Raw genomic sequence first — 26,055 nt, 5'->3', positions numbered from 1 at the left:
GACTCTCAGGAACTGAATATCTTCTCGACTAAGATACTTTGTCGAGGGGGAAATCATGCGCGTACTCATCATCGGAGCGGGGACCGGTGGCCTGTGCCTGGCGCACGGGCTGAAGAAGGCGGGCGTGGACGTGGCGCTGTTCGAGCGCGACCGCACACCGCGCAGCATGCTGATCGGCTACCGGGTCGGGATCAGCCCTGATGGCAGCAAAGCACTGCACAGCTGCTTACCGCCCGAGGTGTTCACGGAGTTCGTCCGCACCACGGCACTGCCGCCGAAGCTGATCAACATGCGCACGGAGAAGTACCGGGAGCTGCTCGTCGCGGAGCTGCCCGAGCAGGCGGACGAGTCCCGCAGCGAGAAGTCGGTCAGCCGCATCGCGATGCGGACCGCGCTGCTGGGCGGCCTGGACGACGTCGTGCGGTTCGACAAGACCTTCACGCACTTCAGCCGCAACGACGACGGCTCGGTGACGGCGTTCTTCGCCGATGGCACCTCCGAGACCGGTGACGTGCTGGTCGGCGCGGACGGCGCGCAGTCCAGGGTGCGCAGGCAGTACCTGCCGCACGCCAGGATCTCCGACACCGGCATCACCTCGATCGCCGGCAAGCTGCCGCTCACGCCGGAGAACGTGAAGCTGTTGCCACCGCAGGCGGAACGCGCCGTGACGCTGCTCTACGGCCCGCGCGGCGCGTTCGTGATCATCCACGTCATGCGCTTCGAGACCGCGGGCGTCGAGGACGACTACATCATGTGGGGCTTCGCCGCCTCGCACGACAAGTTCCCCGAGCTCAAGGACCTGAGCCAGGAACAGCTCAAGCAGGTCGTGCTGGACCTGACCCCGAAGTTCCACCCGGACCTGCGCGAGCTCTTCCGCCTCGCCGACCCGCGGACCGTGTTCCAGATCAAGGTCCGCACGTCCGAGCCGGTGCAGCCGTGGGAGGCCAGCAACGTCACGCTGATCGGTGACGCCGTGCACCTCATGACGCCGGGCCGCGGCATCGGCGCGAACACCGCCCTGCGCGACGCGGAACTGCTGACCCGCAAGCTCACCGAGGCCCACCACGGCAAGAACCCGGTCACCGCCATCTCCGAGTACGAGCGGGAGATGGTCAGGTACGGGTTCGAGGCCGTGCTCGCCTCCCGTGAGCAGATGGACGGCAACGGCGCACTGCACAAGCCCGTGATCGGCCGGGTCATGCTCGCCATGTTCCGCACCTTCCTGCGCGTCACCAACGCCGTTCCCGCGCTCAAGCGCCGGATGATGGCCAGGGACGCGGCGGAGCGCGATCACGTAAGTTCGGCGCATGAGGTTGTTCACGCCGGGTGAGGTGGTCGTGCGGCGGGAGGTGCTGCACGGCAGGGTGTGGTCGGAGATGCCCACCAGGGTCGTCGTCGACGAGCCGGGACTGCTCGCGGTGTTCGTGGAGCCGGGCACCCGGCTCACCTACCCCGACCACCACCACCCGCACCCGTGGGACCGGCCCGGGCGCGGGTTCTGGCGCGGTCACGGCAAACTCATGCTGCACCGCCCGGACGACGCCTACTCGGTCGACCTGTTCTGGCACGGCGACGACCGCCACTTCGGCAACTACTACCTGAACCTCCAGGCGCCCTACCGCCGCACGGACGACGGTTTCGAGACGCTCGACCACGCACTGGACTACACGGTGGCGCCCGACGGTACGTGGGAGCAGCGCGACCTCGACGAGTTCGAGGAGCAGGTCGCGAGCGGCAAGTACTCCGCGGCGGAAGCCGAGTCGATCAGGGCGGAGGGCCGCAGGATCGAGGCGATGCTCGCGTCCGGCGAGTCCTGGTGGGACCCGGCCTGGGCGGACTGGCAGCCGGTGTGGCGATGAAGGTCCGGCCCCTGTCCCACGACACGCTGGTCGCCGAGATCGTCTCGCGGATCAGCGCGCTGCCCGGCCGGGTGCGCGTGCTCGTCGACGGCGCGCCCGCCGCCGAGCCGGGCAAGCTCGCGGACGCCCTCGTGGAACCGTTGCGCGCCTTGGGCCGGTTCGTGCAACGGGTGTCCACAGAGGACTTCCTGCGACCGGCGTCGGTGCGGCTGGAACACGGCCGCACCGACCCGTACTCCTACCGCAACGACTGGTTCGACCTCGCCGGTCTGCAGCGCGAGGTCCTCGACCCCGCGCTCGACGGCAAGGTGCTGCCGTCGTTGTGGAACGCCGCGACCGACCGGGCCAGCCGCGCCGAGTACGTGGACGTGCCGGAGAACGGCGTGGTGCTCGTCGACGGCACGCTGCTGCTCGACCGGTGGCTGCCCGCGGAGCTGACCGTGCACCTGTGGCTCTCGCCCGGTGCGTTGCGGCGCAAGACGGCCGAGCAGTGGACGCTGCCCGCGTTCGACGACTACGAGCCGGTGGCCGACCTCGTCGTGCGCTACGACCACCCGGACCGGCCGGGACTGGTCGAGTCGTGAACCACCCCTCCTCCTGCGGACATGAACGGGGCAGAGAGGAGGGTCCGTGACCGACGAGGAACTCTGGGGGCGCGTCCGGGCCGGCGACGGCGACGCGTTCGGGCTCTTGTTCGAGCGGCACGCCCAGGCCGTGTTCGCCTACTGCCTGCGCCGCACCGGCGGATGGGCCGTGGCCGAGGACCTGGTGTCGGTGGTGTTCATGGAGACGTGGCGCAAACGCCGGTCCGTGACGGTCGACGGATCCCCGTCGTGGTCACTGCTGCCGTGGCTGTACGGCGTCGCACTGGGTGTCACCCGCAACCACCACCGCTCCCGATCGCGGTACAGGGCCGCGCTGGACAAGGTGCCGCTGCCCGACCCGGCCGGTGACCACGCCGACGACGTGGCCCGGCGGGTGGACGCGGAGACCAGGACGCGGGCGGTGATCGCGGAGCTGGAGAAGCTGCCCGCCGCGGACCGCGAGGTGCTGGAGATGTCCGCGTGGTCGGACCTCACCCAGGCGCAGATCGCCCAGGTGCTCGGCATCCCGGTCGGCACGGTGAAGTCCCGCATCTCTCGTGCGCAGCGCACGGTGCGCGGCGCTCTGGTCGAGGAGGCACTGTGAACATCACCCCCGAGGTCCCGCGGCTCGACCCGGTGCGCGTGCAGGTCCGCAAGCACGCGCTGCTCAACGAGATCAGCACGAAGCCGGCCCGCCGGTGGTGGCGGTTCACCGTGCCCGCGACCGTGCTGACCGCCGGTGTCGTCGCCGGCACCCTGCTGTGGACGCCGACCACCCCGTCCGCCTACGCGTCGTGGACCGCCGAGCCACGCGCGCCCGGCCCCGAGGCGGACGGCCTGGTCGCGGGTTGCCGGGAGGAGTTGGCCCGCCACGACAGGACCATCAGGCAGGACCTGCCGAACTGGCCCGCGATGCCGACCGAGGTGTCGATCGTCGACCAGCGCGGCGACCTCACGCTGGTGCTGTTCACCGGCCCGCAGAGCGACCAGACGTGCCTGGGCACGCCGAAGGGGATCGAGGTGCAGGGTGGCGGCGGCGATCCGCGGGGACGGCCTCCGCTCGGGTCGGCGAAGTTCAGCCTGGAGGGCTCGCAGGTGTCGAACCCCGATCCCGGGAGGGGCGAGCCGCGGCGGACGGTGCTCGCCAGGGTGAGCCCCGACGTCGTGAAGGCGCGGCTGGAGACCGCGGACGGCAGGAAGGTGACCGCGACCATCGGCAACGGGTGGCTGATCGCGTGGTGGCCGACGCTCTCCGAGGCCACGAAGATCACGCTGTACGACGGTGAGGGCGAAGTCATCGCGACGGAGAGCGTCGGGTTCAAGTAACCTCACGGGCATGTGGCGGCCCGAGTACAGGAACCGAGCGGCGTTGCTGCTCGCGGTCTTCCTGCCCGCCCTCTACGCCTTCACGTTGCTCTCCTCGCCGACCGAGCTCGTCGCGGCCGTGACCGCGCTCGCCCTCGCGTTGATCGTCGTGGTCGCGCTGGTGCCGCGGTCCGTGGCACCGGCGCGGTCGCTGGCCATCCGAGAACGCGCCGGGCGATCAGCCCAGCTGCGGCTGCGCGACCCCGACGCCGCCGGCCGGCCCCGTCCTCGAGCACCGGGATGCCGGACGTTCTGACACGTCCCGCGCACATCCCCACTCGATACGGAGAAACCTCCCTTGTTCGCTGACCTGGGCGCTGCCCTGGCGAGCCTCGGCATGCCCGCGCTCGCCATCGTCGGATTCACGATCGCCGTGCGGCTCGCGCTGCACCCGCTGTACCGCGCGGCCGTGCGCGGTGAGAAGGCCAAGGCCAAGCTCGCGCCGGAGATCCAGAAGCTGCAGAAGAAGTACGGCAAGGACCTCGTGCGGCTCTCGGAGGAGTCGCAGAAGGTCTACAGGAGCAACGGCGTCTCGATGTTCGCGGGCATGCTGCCGATGCTCGCGACGGCCCCGTTCTTCATGGTCATCTACCAGGTCGTGACGACGCCGAACCCGTTGCTGGAGGGCACGTTGTTCGGCATCTCGCTCGGCACGCACTTCACGTCCGGGTTCGCGTGGGTGTTCTTCGTGCTGTTCGGCGCTCTCGCCGTGGTGGCGTACCTGACCGTGCGGTGGCAGCGGTCGCAGATGACCACCGCGCCCACGCCGGGGTTCATGACCGGGCTGGTCAGGGTGCTGCCGTTCGGCACGATCCTGGTGGCGGCCTACCTGCCGCTGGCCGCCGGGCTGTACCTGCTCACCACGACCACGTGGACGATCGCGGAACGGGCGCTGCTCTACCGCATCCTGAGCTGAAGCTGCGCCACCAGCCGGACCAGCGGGTCGTCCAGGTCGAGGTCGATGCGCCGCAGCCGGTACCGCAGCGTGTTCGGGTGGACGTGCAGCCGTTCCGCGGCGGCGCGCACGTCCCCCAGCGCGTCGAGGTAGGCCAGCAGCGACTTCGCGAGCTCGGGGTCGAGCGCCTCGATCCTCGGGTCGCGGATGCGGGGGTTGTCCTGCAGCAACGCCAGGATCTCGCTGACCAGCACCTGCGACCGGACGTCGGCGAGCGTGGCCACCTCCGCGTCGAGGTCGCGGGCCATCGCGTCCAGCACGCGTTCGGCCTCCTGGCGCGAGACCCGCACCTCGTCCAGCGTGGGCACCGTCGAGCCGACCGCCGCCTGCACCGCCGTGTGCAGGTGGCGCCGGGCCGTGGTGACGATCTCCCTGGTCAGGTTCAGCAGCTGCGCGTTCGGCGCGAGGTCCGGCAGCAGCACGTAGGTCCGGCCGCCGGACTCGCTCACCAGCGCGCTGCGCCGGTAGGCCGCCGCGTGCACGGAGATCAGCCCGGTCATCTCGGCGCGGCGCAGCTCGTGCTCGCTGCGGTCGCCCTCGCCGCCGCGCAACGCGAAGACCACCACCGCGGCGGGTTTGCCGGGGTCGGCGCCGATCTGGCCGGCGACGGTGACGGCGTCCATGCGGCCGGTCAGCAGTGCGGCGAGCAGGTTCTCGCGGAACCGCGACGTGGGCTGGTTGCGCTGCTGGATCAGGTGCGGCGCGGTGACGCGGGCGGCGCCGAGCAACGCGCGTTCGGCCCGTTCGGTGAGCGGCTGGTCGCCCTCCTGCACCCAGATCGCGCCGAGCGGCTGGGACCCGGCGTGGATGCCGACGGCGATGCGGCGGCGGATGCCGAGCTCGGGGCGTTCGTCGATCCGCACGACCTCCTCGGAGGACCGCAGCAGGGTGTAGACGCCCCACTCGCGCAGCATCTTCAGGTACGGCTCGGGGCCCTGACGGCCGAGGATCGACAGCCGGCGCAGCTCGTCCACCTCGTCGGACGAGCGCGAGTAGGCGAGCACGCGGCTCGCGGTGTCCTCGATGCTGACGATGCCGCCGGTGAGGGTGGCAATCGTTTGCGCGAGCGCGAACAGGTCGCCGAGCACCTCGCCGTCGTCGGTCGTCGTCGTGAGCACGCCCTTGGCCAGCGCCTCCAGGTGCGCCCAGCGGACCTCCGGCCTGACCTCCAGCAACGCCACCCCGGCGTCGGTCGCGGCCTGTTCGAGCGCCTGCGACGACTCCTTGACGGCCACGGCGGCGGCTTTGGCCCGTCCGGCGGCCCTGATCAGCGGCAACGCGGCCCGGCCACGCGCGCCGATGACCAGCGCGAGGTCGCCGGCCGCCACGTCCGGCGGGTCGTCCGGGTCCATGATCACGACGTCGCGCACGTCGACCTCCAGGCCGTGCGGCGCGACCTGCACCTCGACCAGCGGATCGCCCAGCGCGATCAGGATGTGCCGGAGACTCATCCCCGCCCCCGCCGTCCGGGTGCGAAAGCTCCCCGCGTGCACGTCAACACTGTCCGATCGTACATCTGACCTGGTGAATCTTGGCCGGTCGCACAACGGATGACGACTCACCCGGACTTACCGTTGAGCCACCCGACCAGTACGAAGGAGTTGCGAGTGGACGCGGTCACGCAGGTTCCCGCCCCGGTCAACGAGCCGGTGCTGCAGTACGCCCCCGGTACCCCGGAGCGCGCCGAACTGCAGGCGAAGCTGGCGGAGCTGCAGAAGGAGCCGCTCGAACTCACGGTCACCATCGGTGGCGAGCAGCGCATGGGTGGCGGCGAGCGGTTCGACGTCGTCCAGCCGCACAACCACCGCGCGGTCCTCGGCACCCTGGCCGGCGCGACCCAGCAGGACGCCACCGACGCCCTGCGCGCGGCCCGCGAGGCGGCCCCGGCGTGGCGCGCGATGTCGTTCGACGACCGCGCGGCGATCATCCTGCGCGCGGCCGACCTGCTCGCCGGTCCGTGGCGGCAGACGCTGAACGCCGCGACGATGCTCGGCCAGTCGAAGACCGCGATCCAGGCGGAGATCGACTCGGCGTGCGAGCTGATCGACTTCTGGCGCTTCAACGTGCAGTTCGCCCGCACCCTCCTGGCCGAGCAGCCGATCTCCTCCCCCGGTGTGTGGAACCGCACGGACCACCGCCCGCTGGAGGGCTTCGTCTACGCGATCACGCCGTTCAACTTCACCGCGATCGCCGGCAACCTGCCGACCGCGCCCGCGCTGATGGGCAACGTGGTGCTGTGGAAGCCGTCGCCGACCCAGTCGTTCGCCGCGCACCTCACCATGCGGCTGCTGGAAGAGGCGGGCATGCCGCCCGGCGTCATCAACCTGCTGCCCGGTGACGGCCTGGCCGTGTCCGAGGTGGCGCTGAGCTCCCCCGACCTCGCGGGCATCCACTTCACCGGCTCCACCGCGACGTTCCAGAAGCTGTGGGCGCAGGTCGGCGCGAACATCGCGAACTACCGCTCGTACCCGCGGATCGTCGGCGAGACCGGCGGCAAGGACTTCATCCTCGCGCACCCGTCGGCCGACCCCGACGTGCTGCGCGTGGCCATGATCCGCGGTGCTTTCGAGTACCAGGGCCAGAAGTGCTCCGCCGCGTCACGTGCCTACGTGCCGCGCTCGGTGTGGAACAAGATCTCCGACCAGTTCCTTGCGGAGGTCGAGGCGCTGACCTACGGCGACGTCACGGACTTCTCGAACTTCGGTGGCGCGGTGATCGACCGCCGTTCGTTCGACAAGCTGTCGGGCGTGCTGCAGGCCGCGCGTGCGGACTCCTCGCTGGAGATCGCCGCCGGTGGCACCGCGGACGACTCGGACGGCTTCTTCGTCCGGCCGACCGTACTGCTCGGCTCCGACCCGTCGAACTCCGTGTTCACCACCGAGTTCTTCGGCCCGGTGCTCGCGGTCCACGTGTTCGAGGACGCGGACTACCACAAGGTTCTGAAGCAGATGGAGAGCGCGGCGCCCTACGGCCTCACCGGCTCGATCATCGCCCGTGACCGCGCCGCCGTGGCGCACGCGCAGGAGGAGCTGCGGTTCGCCGCGGGCAACTTCTACGTCAACGACAAGCCCACCGGTGCCGTCGTCGGCCAGCAGCCCTTCGGTGGCGGCCGCGCGTCCGGCACGAACGACAAGGCGGGGTCGGTCCACAACCTGCTCCGCTGGGTCAGCCCGCGCTCCATCAAGGAGACCTTCGCGGCGCCCACCACCCACCTCCACCCGCACCAGGGCTGACACCCAAGCCCCCCGAAGTGAGGGGAACGTCCTTGCGCCACAAGCACTGGGACGTTCCCCTCACCTCTCACACCCCGAGGACGTGAACCATGTTGCGCTCCAGCCTCCTCCTGGCGTCCCGCAGTGCCGGTGCCCGCAAGCTCGTCGAGTCGACGCCGCTGACCCGGCCCGTCGTCGAGCGGTTCGTCGCCGGTGCCGACGTCTCCTCCGCGATCCACGCGACCGCCGAGGTGCTCGGTGACGGCCGCCTGGTCACGCTCGACCACCTCGGTGAGGACACCTTCGAGGAGTCGCAGGCCAACGACACCGTCGAGGCGTACCTGACGCTGCTGGCGCAGCTGGAGTCGCACGGGCTGACCGAGGGCGCCGAGGTGTCGGTCAAGCTGTCGGCCGTCGGCCAGTCGCTGCCGGTGGACGGCGAGAAGATCGCGCTGGAGAACGCGCGGCGGATCTGCGCGGCGGCCGCCGTCGTCGGCACGACCGTGACGCTCGACATGGAGGACCACACCACCACCGACTCGACGCTGGGCATCCTGCGCGAGCTGCGGGTGGACTTCCCGTGGGTGGGCGCGGTGCTGCAGGCCTACCTGCGGCGCACCGAGCAGGACTGCCGGGACCTGGCGCACTCCGGGTCGCGCGTGCGGCTGTGCAAGGGCGCCTACCAGGAGCCTGCTTCCGTTGCGTACCAGGACAAGCACGACGTCGACCTGTCGTACGTGCGGTGCCTGAAGGTGCTGATGGAGGGCAAGGGCTACCCGATGGTGGCCTCGCACGACCCGCGGCTCATCGCGATCGCCGCCGACCTCGCCTCCGCGCGGTCCAAGGACTCCTACGAGTTCCAGATGCTGTACGGCATCCGTCCCGAGGAGCAGCGCCGGATCGCCGCCGAGGGCAACCGCATGCGCGTCTACGTCCCGTACGGCGACGAGTGGTACGGCTACTTCATGCGTCGCCTCGCCGAGCGTCCGGCCAACGTGGCGTTCTTCGTGCGGTCGCTGCTCACGACCAGCTGAGCGAGCTCTCCGCCGCGGCCACCGTGTCCAGCGCGAACTCCAGCTTGACCTCGTCGCCCACCTCGCGTGCGATCCGCACCGCGCGGTGGGCGAGCTGGAGTGCTTTCTCCACCTCGTGCCTGGTTTCCACGCACAGCATGCTGTAGATCGTGAGTGCGTCGGCGTACCCGGCCTCGTGGTCGAGGTCCCGGCCGACCAGGTGCCACAGCACGATCGCGGTGTGGGCGGTGTTCCTGGCCTCCTCCTCCCGTTGCGCGGCACGGAGTTTGCACGCGTGCTGCTGGACGGCCGCGAGGTAGGCGCCCGGTCCGGTCCGCGGCAGCAGCACGCGCCACACGCCCAGCGCGAACTCCGAGACCTGCAACGCCCGCACGTGGTGGTCCGACTCGGACAGCGCGCGAACCACGGGGTGCAGGCCCGGCGCGAGCTTCGCGCCGAAGAAGTCGAGGAGCTGTGACGGCAGGCGGCGGCACAGGTCCAGGCACTCGTCGGCGTGCGCGAGGGCCGGCTCGTGCCGGTCGGCGCGCAGCAGCTGTTCGGTGAGGACCGCGAGGGCGAGCACGAGGTCGACCTGGTTCCAGACGAGGTCCCGCCCGGCCAGTTCCCGGTGCACCGCAACGGCTTCCTCGGCCGCGCGCAGGTCGTTCGCGACCTGGGCGACGTTGAGCAGGGCGGCACCGAGTCCCTTGCGGTCCCCGGTCTCCCGCCACAGCATCACGGCCTCCTCCGCGACGAGCCGCGCGTCCGGGTCGCCGAGATCGCGCAACGCCTGGCTGTGGCGCGTCAGCACGTCGGCCAGCTCGCCGCGGAACGTCTCCGGGTTGACGATCGCGAGCCTGCGGAACAGGTCGACGGCCTCCTGGAGGGTCTCGCTCGCCGCCTCGGCGCGCCGGAGGTCGATGAGCATGACGCCCGCCATGGCGAGGTTGCGGGCGAGCTCCGGTTCGAAGCGCGGGTCCTCCTGGGCGAGCACCCGCCAGTTGGCGATGGCGAGCTGCATCGAGTCGGCGGCGTGCTGCTTCTCGCCCTCGGCGTGGAACCGGCGGGCCATCGCGGCGGCGACCCTGGCGTAGTCGGCGCGGAACAGCGCGGGGTGGCTCTTCGCGAGGTCCTGGTAGAGCAGGGTGGCGCGGCTCAACGCCGTCATCGCCGCCTCGTCCTGGTTGAGCGCCTGGTAGCGGTAGCTGATCTGCTCCAGCGCGGAGGCCAGCTGCGGGAGGGTCTCCCGGTCGTCCTCGGCGATCTCGCGCCAGAGCTGGATGGCCTCCTCGGAGACCCGCAGCACCTCGTCGCGGCGCCGGGCGTTGATCAGCCGCAGCCCCAGGTCGCCCAGCGCGTCCGCGAGCAGCGGCCGGTTCTCCCGGTCCTGCCGCACCAGCTCGCGGTAGCACTCGACCTCCTGCAGGGAGGCCTCGACGGACTCGTGGCGCAGACCGCACACCATCGTGCGGGCGCTGAGCATCCCGTACATCTCGGCGCGTTCGAGGGTGTCCTGGGCGTGCTCGACCAGCCGTCGCGTGAGGATCGACGGGATGGCGTCGGTCGCGAACCGCTCGTCGCGGAAGATCTGGCGGGCGAGGTGCTCCGCCGTGGCCTGGGAGCCGATCTCCGCGGTGATGCGGAGGCTGTCGCGGGCCATGTCGCGGACGATCGCCGGGTCGTCCGCGATGAGCCGGTCGAGCCTCGGGCGCAGGACGGGCCAGCGCAGCGCGGCACGGGCGAGCAGGTCCGGGTCCGGGCTCTCCGGGGTGGCGACGGCCAGGTAGTCCTCCGCGACGCGGCCGGTGCGGGGACCGTCGTCGCGCCGCAGGAGCTGGCGGACGAGCTGCGTGCGGTTCACGTCGCACGGGTCGCCGTGCACCGCCGTGAGCGCTGCCATGTGCAGGTCGAGGGTGGTCTCGTCGGCGATGTTCGGCGGTGGCTCGTCGGGTGCGGTGACGTTGAGCTGCTTGGCGAAGTGCTGGCAGGCGAGGGTGAACGACTCGGCGCGGTCCGCCACCGTCGGCGGGAGGGCGAGGTCGGTGACCTCGTGATCGAAGTCGGCGATGCGCTGGCGCGTCGAGGACCACCACCAGCCCGTGATCCGGCCCGCCAGCAGCACCCTGGTGCGCTCCGGGCCGTGCCGCAGCGTGTCCTGCAGCTGCTCGAAGACCTCCTGCCAGGTGCGGCGGTCGGCGTCGTCGACCACCAGCAACCGGCCGTGCGCGTCGTCGTCCCACTGCTCGGCGAACCGCTGGAGCAGCCTGGTCTTGCCCGCGCCCGCCGGAGCGTGCACGAGCAGGGACGCCTGAGGGGCGGGGCTGTCGCGCCACGCCGTCAGTGCGTCCAGTTCGGGTTCTCTGCCGTGAAAGGGGACCACCTGGTGGGCGGGGTCCAGCAGTGCGGCGACGCTGAGTGCTCGGTCCACCGCTTCATAGTCGGCCGGTGATCAGGCGAGCGACAGCAAGACCACACCATCGGGGAAACTTCCGGATTTTCCTTCACTCCTTTGCTGGCTGGCTTGGAAGAACTCCATCGGATTCGTGCTGCGGGGAACGGTTGCAGAGGTGCTGTGGCGTCGGCTCGACCGAAATTGTCGGACCTCCTCGGCACAATTGACCCGTGCTGGTCTCACTGGTTCCGGAAGCGGACGGTGCGGGGCGGTGGCAGAAGCTGCACGACGACGGGAGCCCGGCCGGTCCCGCGATGGCAGCCCCGTCACTGGCCTCGGCCGTCGCGTCGCTGGAGCGCGCCCACAAACCGCGGTGGCTGTGGGCGGACACCGCGGAGGCCTACCCCGCGCTGCTGGCGGCCGGCGTGCGGGTGGACCGGTGCTGGGACCTGCACCTGACCGAGGCGCTGCTGCTGGGCGCCGAGGGCAGGCACCGCGAGCCGCGCGAGCTGCCGGCGGCGGTGGCACGGGCACTGGGCCTGCCCGCGCCGCCCGACGTGGGCCCGCGCAAGAAGGACGTCGCGCTGACGTTGTTCGAGCCGGAGCCGGTGCAGCTGCCGGGCGGTACGGACGAGCTGGCCGCGTTGCCACTCGTCTTCCAGGCGCAGCAACGCAACCCGGCGCTGTCGCTGCTGATCGCGGCGGAGTCGGCGTCGGCGCTGGCGGCGGCGGAGATGACCCACCACGGCCTGCCGTGGCGGGAGGACGTGCACCTCGCGCTCTTGGAGGACCTGCTCGGCCCGCGCCCCGCCCCCGGCGCACGGCCGAAGGTGCTGCAGGCGCTGGCCGACCGGATCAGGGAGGCGTTCGGCGGCCACGACGTGAACCCGGACGCGCCGGGCAGCATCGTGCGCGCGTTCAAACGGGCGGGCATCGAGGTGCCGTCCTCGCGGCGCTGGGTGCTGAAGAAGGTCGACCACCCGGCGGTGGCGTTGCTGCTGGAGTACAAGGAGCTCGCCCGGCTGTGGGTGGCGCACGGCTGGACGTGGCTCGACGCGTGGGTCTCCGAGGGCCGGTTCCGCCCGGAGTACGTGGTCGGCGGCGTCGTGACCGGCCGCTGGGCGTCCCGCGGCGGCGCGGCCCTGCAGATCCCCCGCGTGCTGCGCCAAGCCGTGCGGGCAGACGACGGCTGGCGCCTGGTGGCAGCCGACGCCTCCCAGCTGGAACCGCGCATCCTGGCCGCGCTGTCCGGCGACGAACGCCTGGTGGAGGTCTGCGGCGACGACGACCTGTACGCCGCACTGGCCGCCGACTCGTTCAAGGGCGAACGCCCCCGCGCGAAGATCGCGATGCTCTCGGCGATGTACGGCGGCACCTCCGGCGAGGCCGGCCCCCTGCTCGCCGTGCTGCGCAAGAGGTTCCCGATCGCGGTCGGCTACGTCGAGTCAGCCGCCCTCGCCGGCGAACAGGGCCGCATGGTCCGCACCCGCCTCGGCCGCACCTCCCCGGAACCGTCCGCGGCCTGGCAGGACCTGGTGAGCGGCGCCGACGACGCGGGCAACGTCTCCAGCTCCTCCCGCCAGGCAGCCCGCAACTGGGGCCGTTTCACCCGCAACTTCGTGGTCCAGGGCAGCGCGGCGGACTGGACCGCCGCCCTGCTCGGCGTCCTGCGCACCCGCCTGCCCCCGCGGGCCGCGCTGGTGTTCTTCCAGCACGACGAGGTCCTGGTCCACTGCCCGGTCGACGACGTGGAGGAGGTGGTGGCGGCGATCGCGGAGGCCGGGCAGGCGGCGACGCGGTTGCTGTTCGGCGAGACTCCGGTGCGGTTCCCGATGAACGCCGTGCCGGTGGAGTGCTACGCGGACGCGAAGTAGCCCGCGCGCCGCATCCCCGCCGGGCGCACGGGCCGTGCAGTCCGCACGCGCGCCGCCCGTTGCTGCCGCGTGCGCACATCACGTCGTGGGCGCATAGCGTCCTGCGCACGGCGGCACGGTGCGTCAACGCGCCGCCCGTCATTGCCGCGTGCGCACACCACGCCGTGCGCGCATCGCGTCCTGCGCACGGCGGCACGGTGCGTCGATGCGCCCCAGATGAGGCGGCTCCAACAACGTGTGCCGACATCAGCCGCGCTCTCCCGCCGCGCAACCTCCCCGCCGCACAACCTCCCGCCGCGCAATCTTCCCCCCGCCCACGCGCGAGGCCGCACATCTTCCCCATCCCGTTCCTCACCCCACCCCTGTCCTGTCCAAACGAGACGTGACGCCACCTGCGCACTCCGTGGCCGTTGGTCCGAATGGCCGCTTGTCCCCACGCCGTGAGAGCGCTCTCATAAATGGACTGCACCCGTGACAAGGAGGTCACTCGCGCATGAGGCAACGCCGCCGCGTCTTCGCGGCCACGACAGCTCTTCTTGCCGCGGTACCCCTGGCGATCGCCGCCATGTCCGCCAACGCATCGATCCCCACCCCCGCACCGGGATGGACGCAGGTGTGGGGTGACGACTTCAACGGAGCGAGCGGAACCCTGCCGTCCAGCTCCAACTGGATCTTCGACCTCGGCCACGGCTACCCCGGCGGACCTGCCAACTGGGGTACGGGAGAGATCCAGAACTACACGAACAGCACCGGCAACATCAAGCTCGACGGTGCCGGCAACCTGCGCATCACCGCGTTGAAGGACGGCGCGGGCAACTGGACGTCGGCGCGCATCGAGACCCAGCGCGCGAACTTCAAGCCGGCGCCGGGCGGCAAGCTCGCGATCGAGGGCCGCATCCAGATGCCCAACGTCACCGGCGAGGCGGCGCTGGGGTACTGGCCCGCGTTCTGGGCGCTCGGCTCGCCGTTCCGCGGCAACTACTGGAACTGGCCGGGCATCGGTGAGTTCGACGTGATGGAGAACGTCAACGGCATCAACTCGGTGTGGGGCGTGCTGCACTGCGACGTCGCGCCCGGCGGTGCCTGCAACGAGTTCACCGGCATCGGCAACTCGCGGACGTGTCCCGGCGCGTCCTGCCAGTCGGCGTTCCACACGTACCGCTTCGAGTGGGACGACGCCGAGAAGTCGTTCAAGTGGTTCGTGGACGGTCAGCACTTCCACACGGTCACGCAGGCCCAGCTCGGTGCGGGCGTGTGGGACCGGATGACGTCGCACGCCGGGTACTTCATCCTGCTGAACCTGGCGATGGGCGGCGCGTTCCCGAACGCGTTGAACAACAACCAGCCGACCCCTGTCGCGGCCACCCAGTCCGGGCACTCCATGGTCGTGGACTACGTGGCCGTCTACACGGCTGGCGGTTCGACGACGACTCCGCCGACGAGCACGACGACCTCGAACCCCGGCGGTGGCGGTTCGGCGTACAGCGAGCTCCAGGCGGAGAACGCCTCCGAGCGCTCCGGCGGCTCGGTGGCACCGGCCGAGGGCGGTTCGGGTGTCCACCAGATCGCGAACGGTGGCTACCTGAAGTTCTCCGGCGTCAACTTCGGTTCCGGTCCGGCGCGGCAGTTCTACGCCCGCGTGGCGTCGGGTGCCGCGGGTGGCGTGAGCGGTCTGGTCGAGGTCCGGCTCGGGTCGCGCACGGCGGCCCCGGTCGGCAGCTTCGCGGTGGGCAACACCGGCGGCTGGGACGCGTGGAGAACGATTCCGGCGAACATCTCGGGCATCTCGGGGACGCACGACGTGTACGTGACGTTCACGAGCGGTCAGCCGGCGGCGTACGTGAGCGTCAACTGGGTGAAGTTCGGCCTCTAGGCCCCGGTGTGCGTCGAGGCGGTGCTCGTCCGCTAGAATCTCGTCCGGCATCTCCGGACGATTAGCTCAGCGGGAGAGCACTACCTTGACACGGTAGGGGTCACTGGTTCAATCCCAGTATCGTCCACGGTCATCAGGCGCCGCGTCCTCCGGGACGCGGCGCTTTTTGCTTTGATGGGCCCGTGTACGCCGAACGCCCGGCCCCCGCCGGTCTGGCCTGCCTGTGGACGCGCACGGTGTCGTCGGAGACCGTGCAGCGGGTGGTGCCCGACGGCTGCACGGATCTGATGTGGACACCCGCGACCGGGGCCCTGTTCGTGGCCGGTCCTGACACCCGCGCGCAGCTCGCCTCCGTCGCGCCCGGCACGTTGTACGGCGTCCGGTTGCCGCCCGGCGCGTTCCCCTCGGTGTTCGGGGTGCCGGCGTGCGAGGTGCGGGACCTGCGCGTGCCGCTGGCGGAGCTGGTGCCGTCGGCGCGGCTGTCGTCGTTCTCGGAGATGGTGTCGTTCTGCGCCGCACGGGTGTCCGTCGACCCCGCCGTCGCCGGGACCGCCGCGGTGCTGCGGACCTCCGACGTCCGCTCGGCCGCGTGGGACATCGGGCTGAGCGAACGCCAGCTGCGGCGGCGGTGCCTGGACGCGTTCGGCTACCCACCCAAGGTGCTGCAGCGGGTGCTGCGCTTCGACCACGCGATGCGCCTGGCGTGGGCCGGTCGCCCCTTCGCATCGGTCGCGTTCGAAGCGGGCTATGCCGACCAGGCGCATCTCTCCCGTGAGGTGCGCGCGTTGGCCGGCGTGCCGTTGAGTCAGCTGATCCGGCCGTGACGCCGCAACGTCAGCAGCGCGTCCATCGTGGCGATGGACCGCCATTCGAACTCGACCACCGGCGTGAACGCCGGGAAGCCGAAGTTCCAGCCGCCGTCCTCCTGCTGCCCGTTGCGCAGCTCGTCGAGGTCCGCGTCGAACTCGGCGTCGGCGAACCACGGCCGGGCGAGGCTGGTGGGCTTCGCCGCGTAGAAGTGCGGCGCCATGCCCTCCCCTTCCGCGTACCCCTCCGTGCCCGGCTTGAGCTGCCCGAGCCGCGCCGCCGCCAGCCCGGCCCGCTCCCGGTCCGGCACCTCGTCCAGGAACATCACCGCCGCCCGCAGCTCGTACGGATGGGTCTCACCGAGCCCGTCGATCTGCGCCCAGCAGTAGTCGGTGGCCTTCGCGAGCCACGGGTGGGTGACCCCGAGCGCGTACAACGCCGCCGCGATCTGTGCCGTGAGCAACAACCCACCCTGGTCGTCCAGCGTGATCCACGGCGCCACCGGATGTCCTTTGGACGTGGACATCCCGAACGGCACCGCGCCGTCCGGACACGTCGCCGCCAGCCACGCCACCACCGACTCGGCCTGCTCCGGCGCGTTGACCTCGGCAAACATCTGCAACGCCCGCAGCGCGTGCAACGGCTGGCTCGTCGGCCCCCGGTGATCCGGCTCGAGCCCGTGCCCGTACCCGCCGTCGTCGTTGCGGTACGCGAGCACCGCCCGCACCACCGCGTCACCACTCCCGCCGTCGAAGGCGTGCTCGAACCAGCGTTGCTCCAGCGTGCGGGCGTTGTGCCAGATGAAGTTCCTCGCGTGTTCGATCATGCCGTCGAACCTAGGCCGCCGCTTCGGCAGGTGTCTTGAACGAAACGGTCATGTGAGCAGGTCAGCTCAGTCGTTCGCCCGCCGGTGGAACCAGCGCTGTGCAAAAATCCTCCAACAGGGGTGTGTGGAAGTTCTGAGGGGAGCTGGCCGAGATGCTGATGTTCGACGCGGTCACACCGTTCACCGCGGTCGGGAAGGCCGTCGGCTCCGCCGCGGCCGCAGCGGGTGCCGCGGCCGGTGCGGCTGGAGCGGGCACCACGAGGTTCGCGGTCGACCCCGACCAAGCCCAGAAGATGATCGACGGCCTGGAAGCCGCCGCCAAGCAGCTGAAAGACCTCATGCGTGAGGCGGAGTTCATCACGAGCACGGGTGCGCCTGGACCCGACCCGTACAGCGGCTGGGCGACCCTCAACATGCGCAAAGCCGCTGGTGAGGATCCAGGCGGCTATGCGTGGGCCAACAAGAAGGCAGTGGAAGCCCTCGAAGCGACGGTCGCGAACATCAAGAAGGCTCTCGCGGAGTACCGCGGCACGGACGACGATGCGAAGACTGCGATGGGAAGGTAAGTCCGTCTTGAAGCGCACCACTTTGTTGGCGACCTTGTTCGCGGCGACGGCTCTGGCCGGCTGTACGAGCATCAACGGCGGCAACCCCACCACGGGTGCCACACAGCCGCCTGCCACGCAGACGAGCGACACGGGTTCGACCGGGTCCCCGGCCGCCAGGCTGAACCTCGACAAGGTGAAGGGCAACCCCTGCGACCTCCTGACCGCCGCACAGGTCAGCGCCCTCGGCAACGTCGACGTCAAGACCAAGACGAGCTCGACCGGCCCGGTCTGCACCTGGGAAGGCAAGTCGCTCCTCGACGACTCGACCTACGAGGTGCGGATCGCTGCGGACCAGACCTTCGAGAACCAGCTGGCGAACTCCCGCAGCGCTGCGGTCTTCAGCGAGAAGACCATCGACGGGGTCCGGACGTTCAGCAGGGACAGCACGGACGCTTCGCGCAGCTGCCTCACCATCATCGAGGCGGGCGACAAGGGAACCGTCGGGGCGGCGGTCGACGTCGCGAAGAACAAGCTGTCGACCCAGAAGCCGTGCACGGAGAGCGAGAAGCTCGCGGCGACAGTCATCGGAAATCTCAGGGGGTAGGTCATGGCTGGGGACGAGCCGAACATCGCCGGCTTCGCGATGCTTCCGTTCGCGGGTGGCGAGACCATCTACAACTGGTTCGACAAGGGCGCCGGGCCGAGCCAGAGCACCGCTCCGGCCAGCGAAGGCTGGAGGGGGCTCGCGAGCAGCCACAACGACATCGCCGAGATCATCAACAAGGCGGTGCGCGACTCCGGTGCGGCGTGGGAAGGCCAGGCGGGTGACGCTGCCCGCAGCACCACCTCGCCGCTCGCCACCTGGGCGGACGTGACCGGCAAGTCCGCGCAGGACGCCGGCAAGACGGCCGACAGCGTCGGTGAGGCGTACGTCAACGCCAAGTACCAGATGCAGAAGCCGCCCGAGGTCCCCGACAAGCCGTGGCTCAACGACCTGGCCTTCTGGGACACCGACTACGACAAGGCGGTCGAGAAGAACCAGCAGGTCAGCGAGCAGAACATCCGCGCGTTCAACCAGTACGCGGACGCCGTCTCGCAGAGCACGAACCAGATGCCTACCTTCATCTCGCCGGACGCGACCGACGCGAGCATGCAGGAGCAGAACACGCCGCCGATCGAGCGGGTGCATCCGCCGGGGTCGCAGCCTCCGGGCACCGGCACGCCCCCTGGCACCGGCACGCCTCCCGGCACGGGCACCCCGCCCGGTATCGGCACGCCGCCGGGGTCGGGGCGGCCGGGTGACGACACGAACCTGTCGGGCTGGCGGCCGCCGGGCACCGGTGACGACACCAACCCGTCGCGGCTCGACCCGAACGACCCGCGCAACCGGCCGCCGGGCTTCGACATGAACGACCCTCGCAACCGGCCGCCGGGCACCGGTGACACCGGGCTGCCGCCGACGGGGCGGTTCGACCCCAACGACCCGCGCAACCGGCCGGGCGGGCCGAACGACCCGCGCAACCGGCCCGGTGGGATCAACGGGCCCGGTGGTCGTGTCGGCGGGGGTGGCGGTGGCGGTGGTGCCGGTGGCATGCGGCCGCCGGGGGCCGGTGGGATCGGTGGCGCTGCCGCTGCCGGGCTCGGCAAGGGGCCCGGTGGCATGGGTGGTGGCGCCGGTAGTGGCTTCGGCGGTGCTGCCGGCGTGGCCGGTGAGCAGGGCCGTGGTGGTGCCGGTGGCTTCGGACCCGCGGGTGGTGCGGCCGCCGGCCGTGGCGCCGCGGGGGCCGCGGGCATGGGCGGTATGGGTGCCGGTGGTGCTCGCGGGGAGGGCGACGAGGACAAGGAGCACAAGTCCGCGTCGTACCTGCAGGAGACCGAGGACATCTTCGGCGACGGAACGATGGTCGCTCCGCCGGTCATCGGCGGATAAGGGGGAATCGTGCTTCGGAGCAGGGTCGCCATCCCTGTCGTCGCGCTGTACCAGGCGTGGCAGGTCGCGGGTCTGCCGCAGCTGCACAGGGCGTTGGTCACGCAGGTCGACTTCGACTCGGAGGCGCTCGAGGAGGGCGACCTGAGCGGGTTGGAGCGGTTGCAGCGCACGGCGTGGGCGCAGCTGGAGCAGAGCGGGCTCGCGCGCGGCAACGAGATCCACCCGGACCTCGTCAACGCGCTGCGGCTCGTCGCCGAGGCCGGCGTGGAGTACTGGGCGTTCTTCGGCCAGAAGGACGGTCCCCAGCAGGCGGTCCTGGTCGTGTCGAACGGCCAGGAGGCGCTGCGGATCGTGCTGACGCCGGACCAGCTGTTCGTGCTGGAGCCGGTGCGGGCGGAGGAGGCGCCGCAGGCGCTGGTGGCCGCGCTGCCGCCGACGCCGGCGGGCAAGGGTGCGCCGATCACGTTGCCGGAGGACGCGTTGCAGCAGAAGCGGCAGCCGTCCTACGAGGACACCGGCTCGTTCCTGCAGCAGAGCCGGCCGACCAGCACGCCGAACGACCAGCTGGTCACGCAGCTCAAGACGATCATGTCGGAGCCGCGGACCGGTGGCGGGCAGCTCTTCTCGGCCAAGCGCGACCACCTGGGCCGCAAGCAGCGCTGCGTCGCCCCGCTGACCTACCTGGACACGCACAGCGGGCGGTACGTGGCGACGAAGAGCGAGGGCTGGCTGCGGGTGCAGCCGGCCGACTTCGGCACGCTGGCCCGTCTCACCGCCACGATGCCGTAGCGGCGAGACGGGCCGGGCACGACTCAGGAGAACCGCAGCGCGTCCGGGCTCAGCTCGGCCGGGCTGCGGTGACCCGAGAGCCCGAGCGTCAGGTCGAAGTCCGCGAGCAGGCTCCGCAGCACGTGCTTCACCCCGACCTGCCCGCCGTGCGCGAGCCCGTACGCGAACGGCCGCCCGACCAGCACCGCCTTCGCCCCGAGCGCCAGCGCCTTCACGACGTCGGCGCCGGTGCGGATGCCGGAGTCGAACAGCACGTCGACCTGCTCCCCCACCACCTCCACGATCGCGGGCAGCACGTCGAGCGACCCCACCGCGCCGTCGACCTGGCGGCCGCCGTGGTTCGACACGACGATTCCGTCCATTCCGGACTCGACCGCCTTGCGCGCGTCGTCGGGGTGCTGGATTCCTTTGAGGACGATCGGCCCGTCCCAGTGCTCGCGCAGGAACGACAGCCGGTCCCACGACTTGTCGGTGCCGGTGAACAGCTGCACCCACCGCAGAATGGCCATCGGCAGGTCCTCCTCCGGCGCCTTCTGCAGCCCCGCGCGGAAAGCCGGGTCGCTGAACGGGATCGCGGTCCCGACCCCGCGCAGGAACGGCAGGTACGCCTGGTCCAGGTCGTGCGGCCGCCACGCCAGCGTCCACGTGTCGAGCGTGACCACCAGCGCCGTGTACCCGGCCTTCTTCGCCCGCTCCAGCAGCGACGCGCACACGTCCGGGTCGTTCGGCCAGTACAGCTGGTACCACCGCGGCCCTTCGCCGGAGGCCTCCGCGACCTCCTCGATCGTGTGCGACGACGCCGTCGACAACACCATCGGCACGCCCAGCTCGGCCGCGGCCCGCGCGGTGGCGAGCTCCCCGTCGGGGTGCAGGATCGACTGCACGCCAACGGGTGCGAGCATCACCGGCGCCGGCAGCTCGGTGCCCAGCACGGTCACGCCGAGGTGCCGTTCGGTGGCGTCGGTCAGCATCCGCGGCACGATCCGCACCCGGTCGAAGGCCTCGCGGTTCGCGCGCACGGTGGCCCCCGACCCCGCGCCTCCCGCCACGTACCAGAACGGACCCGGCCCCAGCCTGGAGCGCGCCGAGTCCTCCAGCGCGTCCGGATCGGTGGTGAACGGCGGCACGGTGCCGCCGAGCCCCTGCAGGTAGATCTCGTTCTGGTACCCGGCGAAAGAGGTCATGCCCCCTACTCTGCTACGAGGCGAGCGGTGCGAGGAAGGGCTACACGCGGGCTCCCTCCGGCCGCTTCCGCACGGCCGCCCTGACCTGCCGCGGCCACCGCTGCTCCAGCCAGATCGCGACCGGCGCCGCGGTGACCACTGTGGACATCGTGCCGAACACCAGCCCGATCAGCAGCGCCGTCGCGAAGTTCGCCAGCGACCCGTCGCCCAGCACCAGCAACGCCGCCAGCACGAACAGCACGCCGATGCCGGTGTTCACGGTGCGCGGCACGGTCTGCACGACCGCGTCCGACACGACGTCCGGGTAGTGGGCCTTCAGCCGTGACCCGCGCAGGCTGCGCAGGCGATCGAACACGACCACGGAGTCGTTCACGGAGTAGCCGATGACGGTGAGCAGTGCGGCCAGGAACACGCCGTCGGCGGTCTTGCCGAGCCACGCGAAGATGCCGACGAGCACCAGCACGTCGCTGAGCAGGGCGGCGACGGTGGCCACGCCGAGGCGCCAGTCGAAGCGCACGGCCAGGTAGCCGAGCTGGGCGGCGACGGCGATGGCGAGGCCGATCACGGCGTTGCGGCGCAGTTCGGAGGACAGCGACGGGCCGATGAGCTCGTTGCTGGACTGGCGGGCGCCGCCGTCGACCGCGGAGTTCACGACCTCGCCGATGCGGTTCGACGCCGCGTCGTCGACCGGGCCGGTGCGCAGGGAGACGTCGGTGCCGGTCGAGGACACGACGACGTCGGGGAAACCGGCGTCGGCCAGTGCGGTGCGCACCCGCGCGGCGTCCACGGGGCCGCCGGCGGTGAAGTCGAGCATGCGGCCGCCGGTGAACTCCACGCCGAGGTTCAGGCCGCGCAGGAACAGGCCGGAGAACGCGACGAGCACCAGCGCGCCGGCGGCGGTCAGCCACAGCCACGGGCGGCGGTACAGCACGACCGACAGCTTGGAGCGCACCCAGCCGAGCGAGTGCAGGCCGCTCAGCCGGGGACGACGGGCCACGAACCGCGTCCCCATCGCCCACAGCACCAGCACCCGGGACAGCACCAGCGCGCTGAACATCGACGCGAGGACACCGATGGTCAACGTGACACCGAAGCCGCGCACCGGACCGGTCGCGAGCCAGAACAGCAGGCCCGCGGCCAGCAGGGTCGTCACGTTCGAGTCGGCGATCGCGCTCAGCGCGCCGCGGAACCCGGCCTCGGACGCCCGGCGCAGGTTGGGTTTGCGCGCGTACTCCTCGCGGGCGCGTTCGAAGATCAGCACGTTCGCGTCGACCGCCATGCCGATGGCCAGCACGAAGCCGGCCAGGCCCGGCAACGTCAGCGTCGCCCCCACCGCGAGCAGGCTCGCGTAGGCGACACCGGCGTAGCCGACCAGCGCGGCCACGGCGAGGAGCCCGGCCAGGCGGTAGGCGACGATCAGGAACAACGAGGTCAGCGCGATGCCGATGATCGCGGCCTGGGCGCTCGCCTCGATGGCCTCGGCGCCCAGGGTGGCGCCGACGGTGCGCTGTTCGACCACCTCGACCGGCACGGGCAGCGCGCCGGAGCGGATCACCAGGGCCAGCTCCCTGGCCTCCGCCTGGGAGAACCGGCCGGTGATGGTCGTGGCGCCGCCGGGCTGGCCGCCACCGCACGGGGTGTCGGTGCTGACCTCGGGCGAGGACACGACGGTGCCGTCGAGCTTGAACGCGATCTGGCGGCCGGGCTGGCCCGAGGGCACGCAGGCGGCTTCGCCGGTGACCTTCTGCCACGTCCTGGGCGCGTCGCCCTGGAACTCGATGTTGACCACGTGGCCCGTGCCCTGCGGGTTCGGGGCGGCGTTGGCGTCGGAGATGCCCTCGCCGGTCATGACCTGGGTGCCGTCGCGTTCGACGGTGAGCTGGGCGGTGCGGCCGAGGACCTGCACGGCCTCCTCGGGGTCCTGCACTCCGGGCAGCTCGACGACGATGCGGTTCTCGCCGGAGCGGGCCAGCACGGGTTCGGCGACACCGAGCTCGTCGACGCGGCGGCGCAGGACCTCCAGCGCGCGGTCGGTGGCGTCGGCGTCGCCCTTGGCCTGGAGCACGATCTGGGTGCCGCCGCGCAGGTCGAGGCCGAGGCGGGGGTCGGTGGTGAGCAGCAGGAATGCGGAGGCGACGAGGACGGCGAGCGACAGCAGCGCGCGCACCAGTAGCCCTCGTCGCGCGGTGTCGCGCGACATGGGTGAAGGGGCCTTCCGGGTGAGATGAGGTGGCTGAAGGGCGAGGTTCAGCGACCGGAAGGCGGCGAGCGGTCCCGCTGCGGGGCGCGGCGGACGCCCTCGGGCGTGCGGTGCACGCGGCGGGCGAAGCCGACGAGGAAGCGGACGGGCAGCGCGGGTCTCGCGACCGGCGGCACGTCCGCGGGGAGCTGGGCCAGCGGCACCTGGGCGGCCTGCTGGTTGTGCGGCCGGGGCGCGGCGCCGGGCAGGTTCGCGACGTCGTGCGCGTGCCGGACGACCGAGCCGCCGGCCGGAGCGGGCGACGCGGGCGCGGCGAGGACGAACAGCTGTCCGAGGAACAGCATGATCGCGAGCGCGACCGCGTTGCGCCGCATCACCGCTTCCGGCCTCCCCCGACGTACACGAGCGCGCCGCCGACGACAGCGCACAACCAGGAAAGCACAAGAGGCTGCATCGTGGTGGCGCCGAGCAGCAACGCGACCGTCCACCCGGCGAGCAACGCGGCCGACGCGCCGAGCAGCGACACGGTCACGGCGAGCTTGCGCAGGTGCCACAGCGCCTTGAACGGGCGCAGCCGCAGCCCGACCAGCACGCAGCCCAGCACCAGTGCGGCGGTCAGGAACGCCAGGTAGGGCGTCGGCCGCGGCATGCCGGCGAGCAACGCCAGCAGGCCCCCGCCGACCAGCAGCAACGACAACGTGCGCAGCGAACGCCACACCTGCGCCCTGTTCAGCTGCGCCGGTGGCCGGGCGGCGCGGCGGCGCTGCACGGTCGCCAGGTTCGCCTTCGAGTCGGCGTCGGACGGGTCGAGCTTGAGCGCGTGGCGGTAGGCGTGCTCGGCGGTGCCCCAGTCGCGCATCCGGAGGGCCGCGTCACCGAGCACCTGGAACGCGCGGACTTCCGAGGGGGCGAGCTGCGAGGCGTGCAGGGCGGCGTCGAACGCCTCCACCGCGCCCTCGGCAACGTCGGCCAGCACCTCGGCCAGCACGACGTACCCCCGCCAGTCGCCGGGTTTCTGCCGCACGGCCTCACGGGCCGCCACCGCGGCTTCCTGGTGCCGGCCGAGGTCGCCCAGCGCCAGCGCGGCCAGCCGCTGCGACCAGGCCCGTTCCCCGTTGAGCACCATCGCGCGCTTGGCCGAGTCGAGCGCGGCGTCCGGTTCGTGCAGGTCGAGGTGGGCGGCGGCGAGCCGGCACCACGCCTGCGCGTGCCCGGGGTTCGCCGCCACGAGGGGGCGCAGCAGGTCGATCGCCTGCCTGGGCCGCCCCGAGGCGGTGAGCTCGGCGGCGCGCAGCAGCACCGCGTTCATCGACTCGGACACGCCGCCCAGTGTGACAGCGCGTCCACGGACCTCGAACGGGTGACCGTGGCCCGGCCGTGCTGCGTCCACGACCTCGACTCACTTCTGTGTTCACGGCGAGCCGGTGGGCATGGTGCGGTGGTTGCACACGCGAGGGCCGCGCACGCCGCTTCACTGCGTGCGGGGCCCCCGCGCAACCGACGGCCGGTCAGATGGAGTGACCGGCCGCGGTCCCGTTGCCACAACCGCTGCAACGAAGGACCGCGACCGGGAACTCCCGTCCGCGTCGAAAGTCGCGTGGATCACCTCGGACGAGGCGCTCCCTCAGGACAGCAGTCCCGCCTCGTTCAGGTGAGCGAAGATGATCCGGTCGACCGGGGAGATGCGGTCCGAGTCGGCGGTGGTGAGCCACGCGAGCTCCTCGATCTCGCTGGCCGCCGCCAGCTCCCCCGTGAACGAGGCGGTGTAGCAGGTCATCCGCACGGTCACCCCCGACGAACGGCCGTGCGCCTGCGCCTCGAACGTTCCCACGTGCCGCGCCGACGCCGCGTCGATCTCGACGGACAGCTCCTCGCGAATCTCGCGCACGAGCGTCTCGACGTCGGACTCGCCCGGCTCGCGCTTGCCGCCGGGCAGGTAGTACGTGTCCTTGCCGGCCGAGCGGGTGCCGAGCACCCGGCCGTTCTCCAGCAGGATCCAGGCGATCTTGTCGATCATGCCGCCAGGTTAGGCGGACGCGAGCTCCTTGACCACGCGGTGCGCGTCGGCCAGCGACTCCACGGCCAGCTCGCGGAACTGGTGCATCTGCGGCACCACGTCCGCCAGCGTCAGCTCGGCGTGCACGAACTCCAGGTCCCGGTCGAGGCCGACCATCGACAGCACGGCCCGCAGGTACGGCTCCTGGAAGTCGAAGCCCTCCCGCGGCGTGCCCGGCTTGTACGAGCCACCCCGCGCGGTCACGACGACGACGCGCTTGCCACCCCAGGCGAACGTGCCGTCCTCGCGGGCGAAGTTGGCCGAGGTCGCGACCTGGTCGATCCACGCCTTCAGCGTCGACGGGATCGAGAAGTTGTACATCGGCGCGCCGATGAGGAGCACGTCGGCGGCGTCGACCTCGGCGATCAGGTCGGCGGCGATCCCCTGCTCGGTGCCGTCCTTGTGCGGGACCGGCGCGGCGTGCAGGTCCCGATGGGTGTAGCCGCCCTCCGGATTGGCCGCGCGCCAGTTGTCGGCGAAGGCCTTGGTGATCTCGCGGGTCACGGACCCGTCGTAGCGGATGCTCGAGTCGAGGTGCAGCAGGTTGGTCATACCCAGAACATACGAGTGAAGAAGTTCCGCGTCAAG

At 71.4% G+C, this 26,055-nt stretch carries 25 protein-coding genes and 1 tRNA gene; 17 read left to right on the top strand and 9 right to left on the bottom strand.

Going from position 1 to position 26,055, the window contains the following annotated elements; genetic code table 11:
* Positions 1–55 precede the first annotated feature (55 nt).
* From ADL03_RS25730 to ADL03_RS25700, 7 genes are read left to right on the top strand one after another with little or no spacing between them, the layout of a single operon-like run.
* Positions 56–1,330 carry an NAD(P)/FAD-dependent oxidoreductase gene (locus tag ADL03_RS25730; RefSeq protein ID WP_053736117.1) on the top strand — a complete coding sequence of 425 codons (1,275 nt, stop codon included), beginning with the start codon at positions 56–58 and terminating at the stop codon, positions 1,328–1,330.
* On the top strand, positions 1,308–1,859 hold the full coding sequence (locus tag ADL03_RS25725; RefSeq protein WP_053736116.1) for a DUF402 domain-containing protein: 552 nt from the start codon (positions 1,308–1,310) through the stop codon (positions 1,857–1,859). The genes ADL03_RS25730 and ADL03_RS25725 overlap by 23 nt, the downstream gene beginning before the upstream one ends.
* Positions 1,856–2,443: a uridine kinase gene (locus ADL03_RS25720; protein ID WP_053736147.1), complete on the top strand. Its 588-nt coding sequence runs from the start codon at positions 1,856–1,858 to the stop codon at positions 2,441–2,443. Before ADL03_RS25725 ends, ADL03_RS25720 begins: the two co-directional genes overlap by 4 nt.
* Before the next feature lie 46 nt (positions 2,444–2,489).
* Positions 2,490–3,047 carry an RNA polymerase sigma factor gene (locus ADL03_RS25715; protein ID WP_053736115.1) on the top strand — a complete coding sequence of 186 codons (558 nt, stop codon included), beginning with the start codon at positions 2,490–2,492 and terminating at the stop codon, positions 3,045–3,047.
* Positions 3,044–3,769: a hypothetical protein gene (locus ADL03_RS25710; protein ID WP_053736114.1), complete on the top strand. Its 726-nt coding sequence runs from the start codon at positions 3,044–3,046 to the stop codon at positions 3,767–3,769. The genes ADL03_RS25715 and ADL03_RS25710 overlap by 4 nt, the downstream gene beginning before the upstream one ends.
* A gap of 10 nt (positions 3,770–3,779) precedes the next feature.
* Positions 3,780–4,064 (top strand): DUF6412 domain-containing protein, encoded by a 285-nt coding sequence (locus ADL03_RS25705; RefSeq protein WP_053736113.1) that lies wholly within the window; start codon positions 3,780–3,782, stop codon positions 4,062–4,064.
* A 42-nt stretch (positions 4,065–4,106) separates the two neighbouring features.
* Entirely contained in the window at positions 4,107–4,724 is a 618-nt protein-coding gene (locus tag ADL03_RS25700; protein ID WP_053736112.1) for a membrane protein insertase YidC, read from the top strand.
* Here the strand turns inward: ADL03_RS25700 and ADL03_RS25695 are convergent.
* Positions 4,706–6,214, bottom strand: a complete 1,509-nt coding sequence (locus ADL03_RS25695) for a CdaR family transcriptional regulator (protein WP_053736111.1) — start codon at positions 6,212–6,214, stop codon at positions 4,706–4,708. The genes ADL03_RS25700 and ADL03_RS25695 overlap by 19 nt on opposite strands.
* A gap of 156 nt (positions 6,215–6,370) precedes the next feature.
* Between ADL03_RS25695 and pruA the strand changes: the two genes are divergently transcribed.
* Positions 6,371–7,996 carry an L-glutamate gamma-semialdehyde dehydrogenase gene (gene pruA / locus ADL03_RS25690; protein ID WP_053736110.1) on the top strand — a complete coding sequence of 542 codons (1,626 nt, stop codon included), beginning with the start codon at positions 6,371–6,373 and terminating at the stop codon, positions 7,994–7,996.
* Positions 7,997–8,085: 89 nt separating this feature from the next.
* Positions 8,086–9,009: a proline dehydrogenase family protein gene (locus ADL03_RS25685; protein WP_053736109.1), complete on the top strand. Its 924-nt coding sequence runs from the start codon at positions 8,086–8,088 to the stop codon at positions 9,007–9,009.
* Here ADL03_RS25685 and ADL03_RS25680 read toward each other — a convergent pair.
* A complete protein-coding gene (locus tag ADL03_RS25680; RefSeq protein WP_053736108.1) occupies positions 8,996–11,416 on the bottom strand; it encodes an ATP-binding protein in 2,421 nt (806 codons plus the stop codon). The two genes, ADL03_RS25685 and ADL03_RS25680, sit on opposite strands and share 14 nt — an antisense overlap.
* A gap of 194 nt (positions 11,417–11,610) precedes the next feature.
* On the opposite strand from ADL03_RS25680, the gene ADL03_RS25675 reads away from it, so the two are divergent.
* The 4 genes from ADL03_RS25675 to ADL03_RS25660 all read left to right on the top strand — a co-directional run bounded on the left by ADL03_RS25675 (position 11,611) and on the right by ADL03_RS25660 (position 15,951).
* Entirely contained in the window at positions 11,611–13,254 is a 1,644-nt protein-coding gene (locus ADL03_RS25675; protein ID WP_053736107.1) for a bifunctional 3'-5' exonuclease/DNA polymerase, read from the top strand.
* 493 nt (positions 13,255–13,747) lie between these two features.
* The gene (locus tag ADL03_RS49765) at positions 13,748–15,127 is read left to right on the top strand and encodes a carbohydrate-binding protein (RefSeq protein ID WP_053736106.1); all 1,380 of its coding nucleotides are present in this window, start codon (positions 13,748–13,750) and stop codon (positions 15,125–15,127) included.
* 55 nt (positions 15,128–15,182) lie between these two features.
* A tRNA-Val gene (locus ADL03_RS25665) sits at positions 15,183–15,254 on the top strand.
* A 55-nt stretch (positions 15,255–15,309) separates the two neighbouring features.
* Positions 15,310–15,951, top strand: a complete 642-nt coding sequence (locus ADL03_RS25660; RefSeq protein WP_063798704.1) for a helix-turn-helix domain-containing protein — start codon at positions 15,310–15,312, stop codon at positions 15,949–15,951.
* On the opposite strand, the gene ADL03_RS50525 is transcribed toward ADL03_RS25660, so the two are convergent.
* Positions 15,933–16,760, bottom strand: a complete 828-nt coding sequence (locus tag ADL03_RS50525; RefSeq protein ID WP_053736105.1) for a hypothetical protein — start codon at positions 16,758–16,760, stop codon at positions 15,933–15,935. The two genes, ADL03_RS25660 and ADL03_RS50525, sit on opposite strands and share 19 nt — an antisense overlap.
* A 152-nt stretch (positions 16,761–16,912) precedes the next feature.
* Between ADL03_RS50525 and ADL03_RS48725 the strand changes: the two genes are divergently transcribed.
* The 4 genes from ADL03_RS48725 to ADL03_RS25635 are packed head-to-tail and all read left to right on the top strand — an operon-like array spanning position 16,913 to position 20,027.
* Entirely contained in the window at positions 16,913–17,326 is a 414-nt protein-coding gene (locus ADL03_RS48725) for a hypothetical protein (RefSeq protein WP_053736104.1), read from the top strand.
* A 7-nt stretch (positions 17,327–17,333) separates the two neighbouring features.
* Positions 17,334–17,912: a DUF3558 domain-containing protein gene (locus tag ADL03_RS25645; RefSeq protein ID WP_197288652.1), complete on the top strand. Its 579-nt coding sequence runs from the start codon at positions 17,334–17,336 to the stop codon at positions 17,910–17,912.
* A 3-nt stretch (positions 17,913–17,915) separates the two neighbouring features.
* Positions 17,916–19,238 (top strand): PPE domain-containing protein, encoded by a 1,323-nt coding sequence (locus tag ADL03_RS25640; protein WP_053736102.1) that lies wholly within the window; start codon positions 17,916–17,918, stop codon positions 19,236–19,238.
* Positions 19,239–19,247: 9 nt separating this feature from the next.
* Positions 19,248–20,027, top strand: coding sequence for an ESX secretion-associated protein EspG (locus tag ADL03_RS25635; RefSeq protein ID WP_053736101.1), 780 nt, complete (start codon positions 19,248–19,250; stop codon positions 20,025–20,027).
* A gap of 23 nt (positions 20,028–20,050) precedes the next feature.
* Here the strand turns inward: ADL03_RS25635 and ADL03_RS25630 are convergent, their stop codons facing one another.
* From ADL03_RS25630 to ADL03_RS25605, 6 genes are all read right to left on the bottom strand, one after another.
* Entirely contained in the window at positions 20,051–21,211 is a 1,161-nt protein-coding gene (locus ADL03_RS25630; RefSeq protein ID WP_053736100.1) for a lactate 2-monooxygenase, read from the bottom strand.
* Positions 21,212–21,251: 40 nt separating this feature from the next.
* A complete protein-coding gene (gene secD, locus ADL03_RS25625) occupies positions 21,252–23,378 on the bottom strand; it encodes a protein translocase subunit SecD (RefSeq protein WP_197288651.1) in 2,127 nt (708 codons plus the stop codon).
* Between the two features lie 80 nt (positions 23,379–23,458).
* Positions 23,459–23,785 (bottom strand): hypothetical protein, encoded by a 327-nt coding sequence (locus ADL03_RS25620; protein WP_053736098.1) that lies wholly within the window; start codon positions 23,783–23,785, stop codon positions 23,459–23,461.
* Positions 23,785–24,732 (bottom strand): tetratricopeptide repeat protein, encoded by a 948-nt coding sequence (locus tag ADL03_RS25615; RefSeq protein ID WP_053736145.1) that lies wholly within the window; start codon positions 24,730–24,732, stop codon positions 23,785–23,787. Before ADL03_RS25615 ends, ADL03_RS25620 begins: the two co-directional genes overlap by 1 nt.
* 303 nt (positions 24,733–25,035) lie before the next feature.
* Positions 25,036–25,428: an NUDIX domain-containing protein gene (locus ADL03_RS25610; protein WP_053736097.1), complete on the bottom strand. Its 393-nt coding sequence runs from the start codon at positions 25,426–25,428 to the stop codon at positions 25,036–25,038.
* A 9-nt stretch (positions 25,429–25,437) separates the two neighbouring features.
* Positions 25,438–26,019: an FMN-dependent NADH-azoreductase gene (locus tag ADL03_RS25605; protein WP_053736096.1), complete on the bottom strand. Its 582-nt coding sequence runs from the start codon at positions 26,017–26,019 to the stop codon at positions 25,438–25,440.
* Positions 26,020–26,055 lie beyond the last annotated feature (36 nt).

It is taken from the genome of Nocardia sp. NRRL S-836, from assembly GCF_001279525.1.
Classification (GTDB): Bacteria; Actinomycetota; Actinomycetes; order Mycobacteriales; family Pseudonocardiaceae; genus Lentzea.
This window is presented reverse-complemented; position numbering and strand designations above follow the sequence as displayed.

What these genes read in the sequence shown, in the direction of transcription:
- ADL03_RS25730 (WP_053736117.1), top strand. Translation starts at nt 56, where the DNA reads ATGCGCGTACTCATCATCGGAGCGGGGACCGGTGGCCTGTGCCTGGCG.
- ADL03_RS25725 (WP_053736116.1), top strand. Translation starts at nt 1,308, where the DNA reads ATGAGGTTGTTCACGCCGGGTGAGGTGGTCGTGCGGCGGGAGGTGCTG.
- ADL03_RS25720 (WP_053736147.1), top strand. Translation starts at nt 1,856, where the DNA reads ATGAAGGTCCGGCCCCTGTCCCACGACACGCTGGTCGCCGAGATCGTC.
- ADL03_RS25705 (WP_053736113.1), top strand. Translation starts at nt 3,780, where the DNA reads ATGTGGCGGCCCGAGTACAGGAACCGAGCGGCGTTGCTGCTCGCGGTC.
- ADL03_RS25695 (WP_053736111.1), bottom strand. Translation starts at nt 6,214, where the DNA reads ATGAGTCTCCGGCACATCCTGATCGCGCTGGGCGATCCGCTGGTCGAG.
- ADL03_RS25685 (WP_053736109.1), top strand. Translation starts at nt 8,086, where the DNA reads ATGTTGCGCTCCAGCCTCCTCCTGGCGTCCCGCAGTGCCGGTGCCCGC.
- ADL03_RS49765 (WP_053736106.1), top strand. Translation starts at nt 13,748, where the DNA reads ATGAGGCAACGCCGCCGCGTCTTCGCGGCCACGACAGCTCTTCTTGCC.
- ADL03_RS50525 (WP_053736105.1), bottom strand. Translation starts at nt 16,760, where the DNA reads ATGATCGAACACGCGAGGAACTTCATCTGGCACAACGCCCGCACGCTG.
- ADL03_RS48725 (WP_053736104.1), top strand. Translation starts at nt 16,913, where the DNA reads ATGCTGATGTTCGACGCGGTCACACCGTTCACCGCGGTCGGGAAGGCC.
- ADL03_RS25640 (WP_053736102.1), top strand. Translation starts at nt 17,916, where the DNA reads ATGGCTGGGGACGAGCCGAACATCGCCGGCTTCGCGATGCTTCCGTTC.
- ADL03_RS25630 (WP_053736100.1), bottom strand. Translation starts at nt 21,211, where the DNA reads ATGACCTCTTTCGCCGGGTACCAGAACGAGATCTACCTGCAGGGGCTC.
- ADL03_RS25620 (WP_053736098.1), bottom strand. Translation starts at nt 23,785, where the DNA reads ATGCGGCGCAACGCGGTCGCGCTCGCGATCATGCTGTTCCTCGGACAG.
- ADL03_RS25610 (WP_053736097.1), bottom strand. Translation starts at nt 25,428, where the DNA reads ATGATCGACAAGATCGCCTGGATCCTGCTGGAGAACGGCCGGGTGCTC.
- ADL03_RS25605 (WP_053736096.1), bottom strand. Translation starts at nt 26,019, where the DNA reads ATGACCAACCTGCTGCACCTCGACTCGAGCATCCGCTACGACGGGTCC.